General features: G+C 54.2%; 18 protein-coding genes. 12 read left to right on the forward strand and 6 right to left on the reverse strand.

What is annotated here, in order from left to right; genetic code table 11:
- Nucleotides 1–84: 84 nt before the first annotated feature.
- Nucleotides 85–2,472, forward strand: a complete 2,388-nt coding sequence (locus DK510_RS04700; protein WP_109311114.1) for a fatty acid cis/trans isomerase — start codon at nt 85–87, stop codon at nt 2,470–2,472.
- Nucleotides 2,473–2,514: 42 nt separating this feature from the next.
- Here the strand turns inward: DK510_RS04700 and DK510_RS22735 are convergent, their stop codons facing one another.
- Nucleotides 2,515–2,667 (reverse strand): hypothetical protein, encoded by a 153-nt coding sequence (locus tag DK510_RS22735; RefSeq protein ID WP_160116443.1) that lies wholly within the window; start codon nt 2,665–2,667, stop codon nt 2,515–2,517.
- A 120-nt stretch (nt 2,668–2,787) separates the two neighbouring features.
- On the reverse strand, nt 2,788–3,399 hold the full coding sequence (locus DK510_RS04705; protein WP_109311115.1) for a TetR/AcrR family transcriptional regulator: 612 nt from the start codon (nt 3,397–3,399) through the stop codon (nt 2,788–2,790).
- A 414-nt stretch (nt 3,400–3,813) separates the two neighbouring features.
- On the opposite strand from DK510_RS04705, the gene DK510_RS04710 reads away from it, so the two are divergent.
- The 10 genes from DK510_RS04710 to DK510_RS04745 all read left to right on the forward strand — a co-directional run bounded on the left by DK510_RS04710 (nt 3,814) and on the right by DK510_RS04745 (nt 11,845).
- The gene (locus tag DK510_RS04710; protein ID WP_109311116.1) at nt 3,814–4,080 is read left to right on the forward strand and encodes a hypothetical protein; all 267 of its coding nucleotides are present in this window, start codon (nt 3,814–3,816) and stop codon (nt 4,078–4,080) included.
- Nucleotides 4,081–4,146: 66 nt separating this feature from the next.
- The gene (locus DK510_RS04715) at nt 4,147–5,211 is read left to right on the forward strand and encodes a hypothetical protein (protein WP_109311117.1); all 1,065 of its coding nucleotides are present in this window, start codon (nt 4,147–4,149) and stop codon (nt 5,209–5,211) included.
- Between the two features lie 208 nt (nt 5,212–5,419).
- Nucleotides 5,420–6,838 (forward strand): MFS transporter, encoded by a 1,419-nt coding sequence (locus DK510_RS04720; RefSeq protein ID WP_109311118.1) that lies wholly within the window; start codon nt 5,420–5,422, stop codon nt 6,836–6,838.
- Nucleotides 6,839–7,008: 170 nt separating this feature from the next.
- Entirely contained in the window at nt 7,009–7,281 is a 273-nt protein-coding gene (locus DK510_RS04725) for a hypothetical protein (RefSeq protein ID WP_108859614.1), read from the forward strand.
- Nucleotides 7,282–7,299: 18 nt separating this feature from the next.
- A complete protein-coding gene (locus DK510_RS04730) occupies nt 7,300–7,731 on the forward strand; it encodes a DUF2141 domain-containing protein (protein ID WP_109311119.1) in 432 nt (143 codons plus the stop codon).
- Nucleotides 7,732–7,896: 165 nt separating this feature from the next.
- Entirely contained in the window at nt 7,897–8,883 is a 987-nt protein-coding gene (locus tag DK510_RS23465) for a DUF1800 family protein (RefSeq protein ID WP_200833205.1), read from the forward strand.
- Between the two features lie 8 nt (nt 8,884–8,891).
- On the forward strand, nt 8,892–9,668 hold the full coding sequence (locus tag DK510_RS23470; RefSeq protein WP_255414859.1) for a DUF1800 family protein: 777 nt from the start codon (nt 8,892–8,894) through the stop codon (nt 9,666–9,668).
- Between the two features lie 4 nt (nt 9,669–9,672).
- On the forward strand, nt 9,673–10,704 hold the full coding sequence (locus DK510_RS23475) for a DUF1501 domain-containing protein (protein WP_200833206.1): 1,032 nt from the start codon (nt 9,673–9,675) through the stop codon (nt 10,702–10,704).
- A gap of 10 nt (nt 10,705–10,714) precedes the next feature.
- Nucleotides 10,715–11,056 carry a DUF1501 domain-containing protein gene (locus DK510_RS23480; protein ID WP_200833207.1) on the forward strand — a complete coding sequence of 114 codons (342 nt, stop codon included), beginning with the start codon at nt 10,715–10,717 and terminating at the stop codon, nt 11,054–11,056.
- Between the two features lie 198 nt (nt 11,057–11,254).
- Nucleotides 11,255–11,845 carry a TetR/AcrR family transcriptional regulator gene (locus DK510_RS04745; RefSeq protein ID WP_109311120.1) on the forward strand — a complete coding sequence of 197 codons (591 nt, stop codon included), beginning with the start codon at nt 11,255–11,257 and terminating at the stop codon, nt 11,843–11,845.
- A 26-nt stretch (nt 11,846–11,871) separates the two neighbouring features.
- Here DK510_RS04745 and DK510_RS04750 read toward each other — a convergent pair whose 3' ends face one another.
- The 3 genes from DK510_RS04750 to DK510_RS04760 form a co-directional block, all read right to left on the reverse strand.
- Nucleotides 11,872–12,933 (reverse strand): ferredoxin--NADP reductase, encoded by a 1,062-nt coding sequence (locus DK510_RS04750; RefSeq protein ID WP_160116444.1) that lies wholly within the window; start codon nt 12,931–12,933, stop codon nt 11,872–11,874.
- 83 nt (nt 12,934–13,016) lie between these two features.
- Nucleotides 13,017–13,892 carry an ABC transporter six-transmembrane domain-containing protein gene (locus tag DK510_RS04755; protein ID WP_109311122.1) on the reverse strand — a complete coding sequence of 292 codons (876 nt, stop codon included), beginning with the start codon at nt 13,890–13,892 and terminating at the stop codon, nt 13,017–13,019.
- Nucleotides 13,889–15,040, reverse strand: coding sequence for an aromatic ring-hydroxylating dioxygenase subunit alpha (locus tag DK510_RS04760; protein WP_109311123.1), 1,152 nt, complete (start codon nt 15,038–15,040; stop codon nt 13,889–13,891). Before DK510_RS04760 ends, DK510_RS04755 begins: the two co-directional genes overlap by 4 nt.
- A 335-nt stretch (nt 15,041–15,375) precedes the next feature.
- Here DK510_RS04760 and DK510_RS04765 point away from each other — a divergent pair, with 335 nt between their 5' ends.
- Nucleotides 15,376–16,287, forward strand: a complete 912-nt coding sequence (locus tag DK510_RS04765; RefSeq protein WP_109311124.1) for a LysR family transcriptional regulator — start codon at nt 15,376–15,378, stop codon at nt 16,285–16,287.
- 28 nt (nt 16,288–16,315) lie between these two features.
- Here the strand turns inward: DK510_RS04765 and DK510_RS04770 are convergent, their stop codons facing one another.
- Nucleotides 16,316–16,894 (reverse strand): TetR/AcrR family transcriptional regulator, encoded by a 579-nt coding sequence (locus tag DK510_RS04770; protein ID WP_109311196.1) that lies wholly within the window; start codon nt 16,892–16,894, stop codon nt 16,316–16,318.
- Nucleotides 16,895–16,911: the final 17 nt, after the last annotated feature.

Here is a 16,911-nt window from a genome sequence, read left to right on the forward strand (position 1 = left end):
ATCAATTCAGTAGTATAACCCTGTTAAGGCCTTTGGGCTTGGCGTGATGGTCAATGAAAACAAACCTTTCAGACGGGGGCATCTATGCTGCGAACATTACAAGATTGGTGTTTTATCACCCGTGTTTTAGCGGCTTCGATTGCATTTTTGCTTGCTGATCAGGGTTTGGCCCAGTCAGATGCAGCAGCGCCCGGTGCGACCAATGACGATAGGCTGGAAAATGCGGACTGGGCCAACGTGCAGGATATCCTGAACCACCGCTGCGTGGTCTGTCACAGTTGCTATGACGCACCCTGTCAACTCAAGCTGACATCCCCTGGCGGCCTTTTGCGCGGCGCCAGTAAAGAGGCGGTCTACCACTCCGAACGACTAAAAGATGCGCAACCAACACGGCTTGGCATCGACGCGCACACAATTCCCGGGTGGCGGGATCTTGGTTTTTTTCCCGTTCTTCCGTCATCCGAGGTGACCGGCACGGGCGGGTCGGTGTTAGAGCGCTCCCTTAACCTCGGCAGGCAAGCCCGTTTGACGCCTAACGCACCTGTCCCAACCCAGCTTGGTTTGTCAATTGATCGCCCCTTAAACTGCCCTACAACGCAGGAATTCGACGCCTTCAGCACGGCAAACCCAAGGGCGGGAATGCCCTACGCCACCGCCCCACTGAGTGAACAAGAATACCAGACCCTCATGTTATGGCTTAAAAATGGTGCACCCTTGCCAGCGGCCACACCAGAAATCCCTCAGGGCATTCAGGATCAGATCACACAGTGGGAGGCCTTTCTGAACGCGCCCGACCTGCGCCATCAATTGATGAGCAGATATGTATACGAACATCTGTTTCTGGCGCGTCTCCATTTTCCATCCGACAATCCAAGACAGTTTTTTCAGCTGGTGCGGTCCGCCAGCCCGCCAGGATCAAAGATCGAGATCATCGCGGCACGCCGTCCCTTCGATAGCCCCGGCGCAGGGCCGTTCTATTATCGGCTGCAGGCATTCGACGAAACGATCGTGCACAAAGATCATCTGGTCTATAGTTTTGGTCCGGATCGTCTGGCGCGATACCAGCAGCTATTCCTTGATCCGGCCTGGTCCGTCACCGACTTGCCTGCGTACGGAGAAGACGAAGGCGGCAACCCCTTCAGCACCTTTGCCAACATACCGGCCCGCAGCCGTTATCAGTTTCTCTTGGACGACGCATTGTTTTATGTGCGCAGCTTCATCCGCGGACCGGTCTGTCACGGCGAAACCGCTGTTGACGTGATTGAAGATCGGTTCTGGGTCAGTTTCCTTGATCCGGATGCCGATCTGTCCGTCACAGACCCCAACTTTTTGGCGGACGGGGCGGCCTTTCTGGAATTGCCGGTGAGTACTGAAGATATAGGGTTCTTGGGGGACCTTCACGGAATGTCTCACGAAAACCAGATCAAGTACCTTGAGTTTCGGGATGCCCGATATCGCAACAGCGCGGCGCACAAAAACGGGTTTGGATATGACGCAATCTGGGATGGTGAGGGCACCAATCCCCAGGCGCTGATTACCGTGTTTCGGCATTTCGACAATGCCTCTGCTATGACCGGGTTCCACGGCGGCATCCCCGAAACCGCATGGGTTATCGATTATCCGGTGTTCGAACGTATTTATTACGACTTGGTCGCAGGCTTTGATGTTTTCGGTCGGCTCGAACACCAGCTTTCAACCCGGTTATACATGGACGAGCTGCGGATGGAGAGTGAGGACACTTTCCTGAACTTCATGCCGCGCGGCGACAGGCAAAGGATGCACAAAACCTGGTACCAAGGAGCTCTGGCCGAGCTGCACACGTATTGGCACCGGCGCCGTGTCGATGACAGTTTTCCGACTGGCATAGATTTTAAAACGGACACGCCAAAGCAAGAGTTCCTCCTGGAACTTCTAAATCGCGGCAACGGTCTTTGGGCCCTCGAGGACATGATCAACAGATGCAAAGGGGCCGTCTGCTCGAATAGCAATGCAGAAATTGTGAAAGCTTTGCGGGACATCGCAGATCAATCCGGCGATTGGGTCAGGTATCTGTCAGATGTTTCTCTGCTTTTGGTGGACAACGAAGGTGATTCCACGTCTCTCTATTCGCTGCTCCACGACAAGGCCCATTACAATGTGGCGTTTTTGTTTGAAGAAAAAGATCGCAGGAATCCGCAAGCCGACGTGCTGACCATCCTGCCGGGGGTGATCGGAAGCTATACGAATTTCTACTTTCGAGTTCAGGAAGCCCAACTGGCGTCTTTTGCAATCGACCTCAAATCAGTGCAGTCGCAGGCCGAATGGCTCGATTTCGTAGCCACTTATGGCCTGCGCAGGACAAGCCCGGGGTTCTGGGAAACCAGCGATCAGGTGATGACTATGTTTCTGGCAAGCGACCCCGTTCAGGCAGGCGTGCTGGACCTGAACCGGTATAAGGACCCTCCATCCGATAGCGATCCTGAAAACAACTAAGTCAGCCCATTGAAACAGGGGAGCCTGATCATTCGCATTTTATCAACTCAACGCAGAAAGAAAGCTTAATACCTGCGTCACGTCATTGAGCCAAACTGAAGTAGCAGTAAGCACAGCAAACGCGGTTGTTACGGCATTTTCAAAAGCCGATGCCGCCTCGTTTACTTTATTTTCTGGCATGACAATATACTGCATGCAAGAGCTCCGTCAGCCCCAGATAATCGGCGGGAAACCTTGTTTGTAACCCGAGCGGAAACAGAACGAAAATACACCCCGGCAAGCGAATAGCGAGATGGCGGAGAATTGGTCCACAACTTAATTTTCACCCGTCAGGTAGCCTATGATGCGTTTTAGGTGCTGCGCGATGTCCTCGGCGGTGATTGGCATCCCGGCAATGCTTTGCTGGATGTAATACCGATAGGCGCCGTCCAGCATCACATAGATGTCCACACCACGCACATCATTGATCGCAAACTTCTTTCCAAGCTCGTCACAAATTGCGATATACCGGGCCTCGACGTCAGCAACTCGCGGCCTGAGCAAACCATCGAACATAGCCTGATTGCGGATATCATACCAAAGCCTGTGCAGATGCGCATAGTTGATGATCGAATGGGCAAACAGATCGATATAGGCGCTGCGCGCCTCGCGTGGGCTGAGTTCTGCATCAAGAATTTCGTTCAGCTGTGACGTGAACCGGTCGACCGACAGATCTACGCAATACAACAACAATCCCTCTTTTTCGGGAAAATAATACTGTATTTTGCCCAGCGATACGCCGGTAGAGGCCGCGATATCCCGCAAGGTGGTATTGGCATATCCAGCACGCGCAATTGTCGCAATCGCGTTCTCGGCAAGTTCCCGTCGCTTCTGTTCTCGGTTCCTGTCGCGCTGTTTGGCCCGATTCTCTGTCAAATTTCGCGTCATCTGCCTTTCCTAGCGCAAATCCCGCAAAAGTGTGAGCGGAACCATGGTGTTTGTGGGAACTGGATCAAAGCCCTGAGAATACAACGTTTGCCGCGAAAGATTATTCCAATTCATAAGTACAATACAAACGTATTGAAAACATGTCAGATATGTGTAACAGATAACTGTCATATCCGACAAACTAAAAATCGACGGGTAAACAGCACGGGCTGATCCATGACCAATCCAGAGCACATTTGGGTCATTGATGAGGTTCGTGCAGGGCAGTTGTTCGGTAACGCGGCGCAGACCCAAGAGGAGCGTGCCAATCAAAACATCTAAACAACGAGGAGGTGTCAGCCCGGGGATACTCGCACCGCAATAACCAGACCAAAAACCCGGCCTAAGACTGGGCTGCAATAAACGACAGGGACTATGAAAAATCGCGCAATCGGCTTGTTTGCCGAACCAATTGGTATTGCCTGCTGCAAAGCGGCCCACATCAGGGTCGAGGCATTGCATTCAAACGGAAGAAAACGTTCCGCCATCGCACTTAATTGCGACGGCCTCACGCTGCGCGCCTCCCTGCTGCACCACAAACATTTTCACAGGCCGGAAACGCAACCATTTGAAGACACGTCATTCGATGGTTGCACGACCATGCGCAAACCACGGCGCTTTCAACAGGCCGCCGCGCCCTAGCGCCACGGTCACATCAGGTCCCCTCGGCACAATTAAAGACACAAAGCCGAGGAAAGGGAGGGAAGAATGAAGAAAATTGCAACATTGGCATTGGGCGCGGGCTTGATTTCAAGCCCAGCATTTGCCGGCGGAATCGAGGGGTTTCCGTCGGTAAACCGGTTCCTTTTTGAGCAGGGCCGTTATGTCGAAATCACCGGAGGATGGGCCGATTCAAAAACCAAAGGCACTGAGTTCGGACAGCCAACAGGTAATGTTACACCCAGCATTAGCGGCCTGTCCCTGGCTTACAAACAGGATGTAGGCGACAAATGGGCAGTCGCAATCCACGGCTTCAACTCGGTCAACTATAAGCTTCTATACCCAACTGGTACGGGCGCCCCGTCTGCTGGCACCAACGTCCGGTATCGCGGCACCGAAGTCGCTTTGATGGCGCGCTACAAATTCAATGAGAATTTTAGTGCTTTTGCCGGGGTACGATTCGAAAAGATTAACGATTTCAGCGGTGCACTGATAAATCCCTCTCTCAGCTACTCGCTGGATTCCGAGGGTGACTTCAATCCCGGTTTCCTTGTGGGTGCCGCGTATGAGATCCCGTCGATCGCGTTTCGCGCCGACCTGACATACTACTCGGAAATCGATCACGATCTGGATGGTGTCGAACAGCTGCAACCCCTTTCGCCATCTGACGTGACGACGCAATTGAGCACCCCTCAGACAGTCGCACTGAACGTGCAAAGTGCGATCAAGGGCCCTTGGGGTGCCTTTGGATCGATCCGCTGGAGGAACTGGGATGATGTCGCCGTACAGTCTCCGGTTCTTGGCGGTCCGCTTGCAGAATTTGCGGAAAACTCGGTCGACTGCCAAATTGGCGTCGGCTACCTGCTGAACCCGAAATGGTACTTCTACGGCATTCTGTCCCGCTCTGAACCTGAAGGCGGTTTTGTTGGCTTTGACTACGAAGGCGGAGGCAAAGGTATCACACTGGGTGCCGTGCACTCGATCGGTCAGACCCGAATTCTGGTTGATGTCACGTATGGCACGCTTGGCGATGTGAACGAACCTGACGCGGGCCTGCAGATCCGGGATGTTTCCGGGACCGCTGTACGTGTGAGCCTGTCGCATAACTTCTGATCAAGCACCCGACCGCGAACCCGGTCGGGCTTGGCACTCCACTAAGCGAATGGCCCCTGCTTGTTGCCTCTTGCTTCGGCGGTCATTTGCTTCTCAAACGCGGTCGTTAGGCACCTTTTCTAACACCTTTGACAAAAAACGATCCTTGTGATCTGATTTGAGTGACCGATCACTCACCACCTTGCTGCAAGAAGATCCGGAGGAGAAAATGAACACCAGTACTGAAAGCCCACCGGTCAGCATGCAGTTGTTTTACGGGGCGGGCGGCATAGCCAACGGCATCTTGTCGAACGGGCTGAGCTTTTTCCTGCTTATCTACTACAATCTGGTCATCGGCCTTCCGGCCGAGACGGTGGGGTTTGCGCTTTTCATTGCTCTGATGTTCGACGCTGTGTCCGATCCTGTTGTCGGTTACTTGTCGGATAACACACGTTCTCGGGCCGGCAAGCGCCACCCGTTCATCTACGCAGCGATCATACCTGTCGCACTCCTGTTCTGGTTTATTTGGAACCCACCTGCAGCACTGACCTCAGAGACCCAGCTGTTCTGGTTCCTGCTGATCACAACGATTCTTCTGCGGACGGCGATGACGTTGTTTGACGTTCCACACAACGCGATGGTGCCAGAGTTGACCAAGGACTATGGCGGACGAACCATGTTGTCTGGCCTCAAGGTCTCGGTCACCTGGATTGCCGGTCAGATCATGGTCATCGCGATGTATGTGATCTGGTTGGTTCCGACCGACACGATGCCTTACGGCATCCTCAACCAGGCCGGCTATCAGGAAGCAGGCCTTGTCGGCGCAATCCTCATAGCGCTGGCTATCACTGTCACCGCCTTGGGCACGCGCAAATGGCAGAATAGAATGCTGGATATTTCGCATGTGGCGACCTACAGCATCTCTGGGTTTTTCAGACAGTTCTTCGCAGCGTTCAAGCTGCCTGCATTACTTGCCATCTTTGTCAGCTCGGCCGTTTTCGCGGTGGGCGCCGGGATCGGAGCAGCTTTGTGGACCTACCTGACCTCGTTCTTCTGGGAGCTGAACAATGACCAAATAGCTCTGATCCTGTTGGCCAACCTGATCGGCGCTTTGATTGCGGGCGTAACCCTGAAACCTATCGCACGATCCGGCGACAAAAAATCGAGCGCCATATACTTGTCGATCCTCTCGGCAATTGTCGGTGTCGCCCCTTACGTGCTGCGTGAAATCGGGTTCTTCCCTGCAAATGGCACCGAGCTTCTGATCTGGTTGCTGTTTGTTCACGGCATTCTGCAAATCATCCTGATTGTCTGGACCACGTCTTTGCTGACGTCGATGACGGCCGACGTCGTCGAATTGGGTACCAGCCAGAACGGCTTCCAGAACGAAGGAATTATCACATCGGTCATCACATTCGTGCTTAAGGCGGGGTCGGCTGGCGGGTTGGCGATCTCTGGAATGTTCCTGGCATATGTTGGCTTTCCGGAAGCGCCAGATCAATCGAATCTGACCCCCGAGGTCACCCGTGCACTAGGATGGAACTATGCCTGCCTTAGCCTCGTCATATACATGGCATCGATTGTTGCCCTGATGTTCTACCGGTTGGACAAGGCGCAGTTCGACCAGCTTCAGGCAATCCATGACTAAACAGCTGGCACGTCGCCCGCGTGGACGGAACTTCAACTGATCAGCAATGGCGGCGAGCCAGAATATTACACAGCCTCTTCAAAGCCACGCAGTTTTTTGAGGCATAGGTAACCCTTCGTCGTGCTCACTTTGATGCGGGTACAAACCCCGAAAATAGATAGAGAAGTTCAATGCAGTATCTCAAATCCCACCCCCTTTCTTGGATCATCTTCTTATGTTTGCTGTTGGCCACATGGTTTCAGGTCTACGCGATCTGGGGGTTGCTGTTCATGTGGTGGGCCGCCTCATCCTTCATGACCGGCCAGGCCTTTTTGATTGAAACAATCGACAGCCGAGAAAACCCGCCGCTTTTCTACGCCATCACGATCATGTGGTTCGCCTTCGGGCTGCTTTACGTCGTGCAGGATCTCGCATGGCGTCTGTTCGGAATTTACATTGGTTAACTGTTCAGGAGAAACTCAATGACCAAGATTGCATTCTTCGCTGGCCTTATGGCTCTGGCGACCTCTCAGGCTACGGCTGGGGACATACAGATCGATATCACTGGTGTCGACGCCGGACGCGGGGGCGTCATCCACGTACTGGCATTTGACGATAAGGCCGCATTTGACCAAAGCCAAATGGCGAAAATCGTGGGCTACGCGAAGATCCCGGCATCAGGTAGCTCGGTTTCCGGAACTCTCAAAAACCAGAATCCCGGACAGCTTGCGATCATGATCCACCATGACCAGAACGATAACGGCCAGTTCGAGATGAAGGGGCCGATCCCGCAAGAAGGTTGGGCATATTCCAAGGGCGCAGGCGTCAGATCGTTGCCGGCGTTCGAAGATGCGGCGATCGAATACGATGGCAATACCTCATCGCTTGGTTTGAAAATGAATTACGCAAACTAAAGCTACCCTACAGACTTAACCCCAACTGCCCCGGAAACGGGGCATTTTCTTAGGGATATCGAAATCTTCGGGTTGAAACGGCGGAACTAAGTTTTATTTTGTCTTGTTTGACAGTCTATACAAATTGCAGCCACTGTCGTCAGATCTAGAGGACCGCCATCCACCATGAAGTCATCCCTGGAAGACACCAGCCGATTCTTGATGCAGGCCACGCTTGGGGCCGATCAGAGGTTACTGTATCAGGTTAGTAAGACCGGCCCGGAACGCTGGTTGGATGATCAGCTGAACGCCTCGATCGGAAACAAAGGGCCGCTCGAAAAATCCACCCGCAAGATTTGGAAGAGCTTCCGAAAGCGCCTGAAGCGCGCGCATGGCGAAGGGGCGATCAACGGCGACGGCAACAACCCCGCCCTGCCCTATAAATGGTATTTCCACATGGCTTGGTGGAACCACACGCTGACGCAACGCGACGACCTGCTGCGCCAGCGTGTTGCGCAGGCACTGTCCGAGATCCTGGTCATCTCGGACGCGTCATCGCTGGAGCTGGATGCCATCGGGATGGCGAATTACTATGACCTACTCTATAAGCACGCGTTCGGCAGTTATTCAGACCTTCTGTACGATGTGTCGATGCACCCGATGATGGGTATCTACCTGTCGCATATGACCAATCAAAAGGCGAACGAGGCCAAGAACATCCATCCGGATGAAAACTATGCGCGTGAGATCATGCAGCTGTTTTCTATTGGCTTGTTCGAGCTGAACCCCGATGGCTCGGAAAAACTGGATGCCAGTGGGGATCCGATCCCGACCTATGACAATCGCGACATCAAGGAACTAGCTCGGGTCTTCACCGGCTTGTTGCCCGCTGCCTATAAGTACGAGTGGAACACATCGTTCTGGGAAAACAGCTATAACGGCTATCCCGTTCAGTTTGATGACGGGGTCGAAAACGCCTGTAAGACAGTGCCTTTCATCGACGCCACAAAACCGATGATCGTGGAAGAAGCCTTTCACGACCGCGGCGCAAAGTCCCTGCTGAACGGTCGTCTGACCCTGCCCGGCGATCAGTCCGGACCAAAAGAAATTCGTTCGACCATCGACCAACTGGTTGCCACCCTACGACCGCGCCGTTCATCGCAACCCATCTGATCAACCGGCTGGTCACCTCCAATCCCTCGCCCGCCTATGTCGAAGCGGTTTCGCAGGCATTTGGTCCAAACGGAGATCTGAAAAGCGCAGTTCGCACAATCCTGACCTACCCATTGACCAATGACGTTGCCGCCAAACGTCTGCCTTCGGCATACAAATCCCCGACAAAGATAGTACAGTCCCAAAAGCTAAAATCGCCCTTGCATCGCGTCACGCAGGTTCTGATTGCGTTTGGAGCGCATAACCAGACCGGCAAGCTGTGGCTGCTGGGTGATGACATTCAAGAGGCGCTGCAGATGCATCCACTGTCCGCGCCCACGGTGTTCAATTTCTACAAACCCGATTTCACCCCGCACGGCGCATTGCAGAAAATGGGCCTTCGCGCGCCCGAGTTCGAGCTGCACACGGCCGCAACCTCGGTCGCTTATGTCAACAACACCTACTATTGGTTCTTTGGTGGCTACCTGCCGCTGGTCTCGACCCAGATCGGTTCGGGCCCCGAGCAGATGATGGTGATGGAGTTTGACCCCGAAACGCTATGGGCCAATTCCAAGAACGCGCTGCGCTTCGATCTGAGCGAAGAGATCAAAATCGCACAGAACCGAGGCCGTCATGATGAGCTGATAGATCGGATTTCGGTTCTATTGACCGGTCGGACTGATGCCGAAGTGCGCAAACGGATCAAGCAGGCCTATGTGCAGTATGCGGACAATCCCGAATGGGTGGTGCAGACCATCGCCTTCATGATTGCCGTTTCCCCAGAATTCACCGTGCAGGAGGCCTGAGCCCATGCTGACCAAATCCTTTACGCGCCGGCAGTTTTTGGCCTCGACTGGTGTTGCCGCAACTGGCGCAATGATGGGTGCCGCCCTGCCCGGCTTGGCGCAAGCTGGGACGGGAATGATCAAGCCCGCCCGCAGGGCGCTTGTTTTTGTTATGCTGGATGGCGGCAATGACAGCTTCAACATGCTGGTACCAAAGGACAAAATCGCGTACGGCCAATACTCGGAAACGCGGGCCAATCTTGCCCTTTCGCGCGGTGAGTTGCTGGCCTTGGATACGCCCAAAGATCGCCTGGGCCGCAGCTTTGGCCTGCACCCGTCGATGCCCGAAATGGCCGAGCTGTTCGATCAAAGGCGCCTCTCATTTGTCGCCAATGTTGGGCCCTTGGTCGAACAGGTCCGGAAAGAGCAGTTCTATGACGGCTCGGCCGCACTCCCCCTGGGACTGTTGAGCCACGCGGACCAGTTCAAACACTGGCAAACCTCGCGCCCGGATCTGCGTGTGAACGACGGATGGTTCGGGTTCTTTGCTGACGACCTACAGCCCTCAAAATCGGCGCACGAGATCGGAATGAACATCTCATTGGCCGGAAACAACATTGCGCAAAACGGCAAGATCGACTTGCCATATGCAATCACAGACAAAGGCAGCGTCGGTCTGTACGTAAAAGAAGAGAAAAGCCCGCTCAACGACCTGCTTTTGGACAGTTTCAACCGAATGATGAACGCCGATCAAAACGGCGATCCCTTCCGCGAGACATATCTGAACCTGACCCGTGACGCGCAGTTCAAACACGAGACATTCAAATCTGCAACCCGCGGGATCAAGATACCCCGGTCCTTCCCCTCCTCGGACCTTGCACAGCAATTGCGTATGGTTGCCAAGACGATTGCCGCCTCGGACCGGCTGGGTCACGAGCAGCAAACGTTTTTCGTGCGCTATATTGGCTGGGACCATCATGATGAACTGTTGGCGAACCATGCCCGTATGCTGCGCGTATTGTCCGAAGCGTTGGGGGGCGTTTCAGGCAACGCTTGACGATATGGGCTTGGCGGATCGTGTTGTGACGTTCACGGGATCAGATTTCGGCCGGACGCTGACGTCGAATGGCAACGGTACGGATCATGGTTGGGGCGGCAATACCCTGGTTATGGGCAATGCTGTCAAAGGCGGGCAGATTCTGGGGGATTACCCCGAGCTTGGCCTGGCCAGCGACAATGCGCTTGATGTGGGCGACGGTGTATTGATCCCAACGACCTCGACCGATCAACTTTATGCTGACCTGTCGCTTTGGTTTGGTGTGCAACCTTCGGCACTGGACACTCTGTTCCCAAATCTCAACAGATTTGCGGATGTGGCGGGCGGAGAAAGGCTTGGGCTTTTCACCTAGGCCCACCGCCCTCAAACACTTCGCCCCACTGGGACGCTTGAACACTGCTTGCGTTAGATTATCGTCTGGAACGATGGGCACTAATGTAGAAAGCGCTGAAGAGCGGCAGACACTTTAAACTTAAATTGACTGTCATTATTGACAGTCAATTTCAATTAAGATATCTCTAAAATTCCGTTTCTGTGTAAGGGTAATCGCATGGGTCGCCCCTCGGTACAAGATCAACGTAAAAAAGAAGTCCTCGATGCCTTTATGTCTTGCGTCGTTCGCTACGGCGTCGAAGGCGCCACACTTGAACATATCGCGGCACAAGCCGGGCTGAAGCGCCCACTGATCCGCCATCACCTTGGCAACCGCAAAGCCATGGTTCTGGCGTTAAGTGAGCATGTCGTCGAAACGTTCAGCAAACAGACCGAAACATTGCGCGTTGCGCTGGACAAACATACCGATATCCGCAATCTGATCGAGGCCCTGTTCAACTCTGACGGTGAGATGGATCCCCGGATCAACATTTGTTACCAGGCGCTCGTCAACTCGATTGAGATCTACCCAGAGCTTCGCAAGCCATTGCTGGAATCGATGGAGGCTTTTTACAAGGTCGCGATAGACATCGTTCTTGCCTCACACCCAAAAGCCGACAAACAAGCCTGTGAGATCGTCGCGCACGGAATCATAAACCTGTTTATCACCACGGATGCTTTCGTTCCGCTCAAGCCGCCGAAAACATGGGGTTATTCGTCCTATTTCGCTGCGCTGAAATTGGCTGAAACACTGGAAGACAAAACCTGACGGAGACGGCCCGGCCAATGGCCGGGTTAATCGTAACTGACCGCAAGCTTGTCCATCGTGGCAACCGCCTGGCAGGACAGCACGGCACCTTTCGCGATCTCATTGTCATCCAAAGCGGTTCGCGCCCGCATATGAACTGCGCCCTTTTTCACCTGACACCGGCACGCCCCACAGACCCCAGACTGGCAGGAATATGGCGGCTCCAACCCAGCCTTTTGAGCAGCCTGTAAGATCGTCTGTCCAGATGCCATCTGAACCGATTGTCGCTGACCGTTCAGCGTTATGTCCACAATGGCATCAACGCCCTTGACACTGTCATCGGTTTCTTGCGCTCCGCCGTAGCTTTCCATGTGAATCCGATTGGCAGGCACATCCAAAGACATAAGCGCGTCTTTGACCGCTTTGTTCATCCCGCCGGGACCACAGATGTAGTACTGGGCATTCTGGGCATACGGAGGATTTTCCGTGATCAGCGCCTCGAGCGCATCCTTGTCGATGACACCCCGGCGCCAATAAGCGAAACTGGACCACATTGAGGGTTTGGACAGAAGGTGATGCACCGTCAGGCGTTCAGAAAAAGCCTGCTGGTATGCGGCAAACTCATCTTTGAACAGGATACTGTCCGCGTTCGCATTACCATAGGCCAGATGCGCAACCGACCACGGTTCGGCCAAAAGCACAGACTGAAGCATGGAATGCAACGGGGTGATGCCACTGCCAGCCCCAAAGAAGTAGTGTGTGCGCCGTTCCTCCGGGTCTGTATCCAGACAAAAACTGCCGAATGGCGGCATGACGTCGATCACATTACCCTTTTGAACCGTATCGTTGATATGATTGCTGACGAGCCCCTTTTTCACCCGTTTGACGGTGATGCGCAGCGGATCCCCTGAGACGGGCGAATACGAGATCGAATAGCTTCTGCGCACCTCTTCGCCTTTGATCCAAAAGCGAAGGGTCAAATGCTGGCCGGCACGCCAGGCAAAGTCTTGGGCTAGATGCGCCGGCACGGCGAACATGACGGATTTGGCTTGCCCGCCGATCTCATTACACGTTTCAAGCACCTCAAGCGGGTGAAAGTCTCTGGCCATGTGAGCCTCCGAAATTCGTGCCATGCGAATGGGCAGGTTGTGTGATGATACCCAATATGGGCCGGGTGTTTGAATTGAACGGATTAGGCATTGGCACCCTGTTTCGATGCTGGCGCGTTGATCCGCTCGGTGATCTCGGACAAGCGCGCGAGGCTTTGCAGGACCATTGGTAAAACCACGACCGATTGCACAAACTCGAACGAATAGGTGGCAACCGAGAAGATCTGCCCTGCCGTCGCCCCGCTTTGCGTCGCCGCAAACCACAGGCTGAAGGCCAGCATGCCGAGCAAGACAGAAAAAATCGCAGCGTAGACAAGCGCCTCGGAATCCGACAACCGAACCTCATGCCTGCGCAATCGAAACAAGTGTTGGCCGATCTTTTTCAAATCCATGCTTTGCAACGCAGTCACCTGTCTTTCTGACTGGTGGTTCAACAGCCCATCCAGGCGGAAGAAGCGACGCGAAAACAGGGTGAAGATGATCAGGATAATCACCGCAGCGGTCCCTGCGGCGGTGGCAAGTGCCCCGTGAAAGGACATCAGAATACCGACCGAGACCATAACCTGAACGACCGCACCCATTGATTCAGGGGCCTCATTCTCCAGAAAATCAACCAGTTCGCGGGCTATCAGCACCCGCGCATTTAGCACCGAGACCTCGCCTCCCGCATCCCGTTTGGCCTGCGCCTTGCCCAATTCGACGCGGATCGTGCCATAGGCCCGCGTGTTGTAAATACGCCGCAACGTCGACACAACCAGCAGCGCTGCCATCGCAACACCGAAATAGATGAACGACGTGTAGTCCCCATTCGACAGGCCGTCGATCGAATAGCCGATCAACAGGGGAAGGAGAGTAGACAACGCCGTTCCAACCAGGGTCAGATCCCAGGTCGTTGCGATTTTTGTGCGAAGGACCCGCAGCAAAGTCGCAATCGACAACCGGTCGTCGGGGTTGATCATTCTTTTTGCAACCAATCGCGAACGACCCTTTGGTGTTGAACCACGGGGCTTTCCCCAACGGCGGCTGGAGCAACCTCGAAATAGGGCGATGTCAGGGATTTCTGTTGCTGTTCACAGGCATAGATGTCCTCTTGCGTGAAATCGCCTGAGGCCATCGGATCGTTTTCATCATACGCATCATCACCGTCATATTTGCCTTTGATACCGAAATTGTTCCAGAAGGACGCCGACCGGGTGGCCTGTTTCGAAAACTCCCAGCCTGAGGCATTGGCAACACGCGTCCGGTTCAGAATCCGCGTCCTGTCCGGAGCAAGCGGGGTAATGATAAAGACGTTCCACACGTCCTCGGACGCGCCAATTCCAACCCCTGGAAACAGCATCGGCACCCATGCACCATTCTGATCTTCGGGAACGACCCGAGGCATCTGAAGCTTTTTGTTCTGATCTTTGGCGAACTCTTCGACCGGCGGCTCCCAAAAGATGTAGTGCGGCCCGTACCAGCCATATTGCGCATTGGCGTGGTCATACATTTGCAGGGTATTCGAATGCAGGTGGCTCAAATGGTAGACGTCGATGTAGTTCTCGACGACGATCTTCCAGTTGGCCTTGATCTCATAGGTGTTCGAGGTGTCCTCGTGTTCCACCAGTTCTTCTGGCACGTGCGGCCCGACTTTGTCGTCCACACCGCCGAACCATTTCATGATCGACCCTGCGTTCGGGTCGGGATGCACAAACAACATACCCTTCCAGATATCGACCGAAGCAGGTTTCAGGCCAAGGCAGGATTTATCGACGGACTTATATTCGCGATGCTCATCCGGGACCGAGATCAGGTTGCCCTCTAGATCATAGGTCCAGTCGTGATAGGGGCAGGTCAGCGCTTTTTGGGTCTTTCCCACAGCGCGGATCAATTGCGTGCCCCGATGTCTGCAAATGTTGTGGAAGGCTCGCAGCCTGCGATCCCTCCCCATAACGATGAACAAGTTGTTCAATCCCGCCTGAACCGAAAGATAATAGCCCGGCTCGGGCAAATCTTCCATAAAACCAGCAAAACGCCATGTTTTTGAGAATATCTCTCGCTGTTCTCGGTCGAACCACTCCTGCGATGTATACGCCTCTGCAGGTAACTCATGGTACATTTGCGGCATGCTGTCCCCTCCTAGGGCCGTCGTCTTCACGGTTGGCAAGCTAAACGTTTTGACCTCGGCAATGTGCTTAATACCTGCCTGATCTTACGTTGCTTCAAATCGAAATAGGCAAACAGTTGAGTACTGTCAACTGTGACAATCTAAAAAGCGCGACCTATACGTCAGCCTAGCATTAGATTGGACAGCATTAGGGTGGTGCGTTTGTGACCCTCGGGTGTGGCAATTGCGAGGCTCAACTGCGCAGACAGTCTTCGCAACTAACGCTCAATAAGATTGTTTGAACAAATCGCAAATAACTGCAAGATGACGGAGCAATTCATGAGCAGACCGCATAGATGGTAACGCCACGCCGCCTCTTCCCCTCAATTTCATCACTCCGCGCCCTTGAAGCGCTGGATCGCTTAGGCTCGGCTTCTGCGGTCGCTGATGAGCTTGTCCTGACCCAAAGTGCCGTCAGCCGGCAATTGCAAACATTGGAAGCCCAGCTAGGTGTCGATCTGATCCGTCGGGATCGCAAACGCCTGCTGCTGACGCCAGTTGCGCAGGAATATGTTGCCGAGGTTCGGCAAGGCCTGAACCAGATCGCTCAGGCCTCGCTAAAGCTGCACATGGCTCCTATTGGTGGCACCTTGAACCTTGCGATTTTGCCGACGTTCGGAATGCGGTGGCTAGTGCCCAGATTACCCGAATTTGCCCGAATGCACCCGGAAATAACCATCAACATGTCGACCCGCCTGCGTCCGTTCAGTTTCACCGCTGAACCCTTCGACGCGGCGCTGCATTTTGGAGAACCCGATTGGCCCGGCACGGATCGGCTGTTGCTGCGTGTGGAAAGTGTATTGCCGGTTTGCGCGCCATCCCTGCTGCCCAAAGGCGCGCCGCCATCACCGCGAGATCTGCTGAAACTACCATTGCTGCACATCCAGACCCGGCCCCACGCCTGGCAAGAATGGTTCAGTCATATGGGGACAAGCCATCCCGACGCATTGCCCGGAACGATTTACGATCAATACACAACGATCAATCAGGCGGCGGTTCACGGTCTTGGCGTTGCGTTATTGCCCAATTATTTGATCGAACAGGACCTCGCGACAGGCAAACTGATCGCAGCCTTCCCGGACGCGGTTGAGATGATGGGCGCCTACTATCTTGTTTGGCCGAAAACCAAGTCGGACGACCCGTCGCTGCGCAGCTTTCGTCACTGGCTGTCCACGCAGGCCCAAACCGAAGAGGGCCTGCCGCGCTGACGTCGTCGGATGCGACCCGACTTGGCAATCACAAAGTTTTCGTCAGCAATGAAGCCGCGCGCTTCAATTCGGTGCGCCAATCGGACGGCGCATCAAGTGCGGCTAGTGAATCGAGGGACAGGAAGATCGTTGAAATGCCCTGCGACACGGCCTTCACCCGTTCTGGTGTGGCATCGGGCGACACGCGAGCAAGGAACTTCTCAAGAACCGCCACAAAACGTGCTAGGACTTCCAGCAACGCCTCCGCAAGTTCGGGATGATCCCCGACTGATGCGGATAACCCCTGCCACGCAGCAGCAAGCCGTGGGTCGATCTCTTCATCTTCGGCAAATAGGGTTTCCAAGAGCTGATCGCCTGTTTCGATCTGTGTAAGATGACAATCCAACTCCAATGTCAGATTGTTGAACGCGTCTGCGACATGCTGATTTAGCGCACCAATCATCTGGTCACGATTGCCAAGGTAGTGCCGTAACAAAGGTCGCTTCACACCCGCCTCGGCCGCGACACGCTCTTGAGTGGCGCCATCAAGCCCGTACCGGGCCACGCAGGTCATATAGGCATCAAGGATTTCTTCTGACCGTTGCGGTTTTAAACTCGGGCGCGGCATAGCGTTTCCAGTCTCTT

Origin of the sequence: Ruegeria sp. AU67 (assembly GCF_900312795.1) — a bacterium.
In the GTDB taxonomy this organism is placed as follows: domain Bacteria; phylum Pseudomonadota; class Alphaproteobacteria; order Rhodobacterales; family Rhodobacteraceae; genus Ruegeria; species Ruegeria atlantica.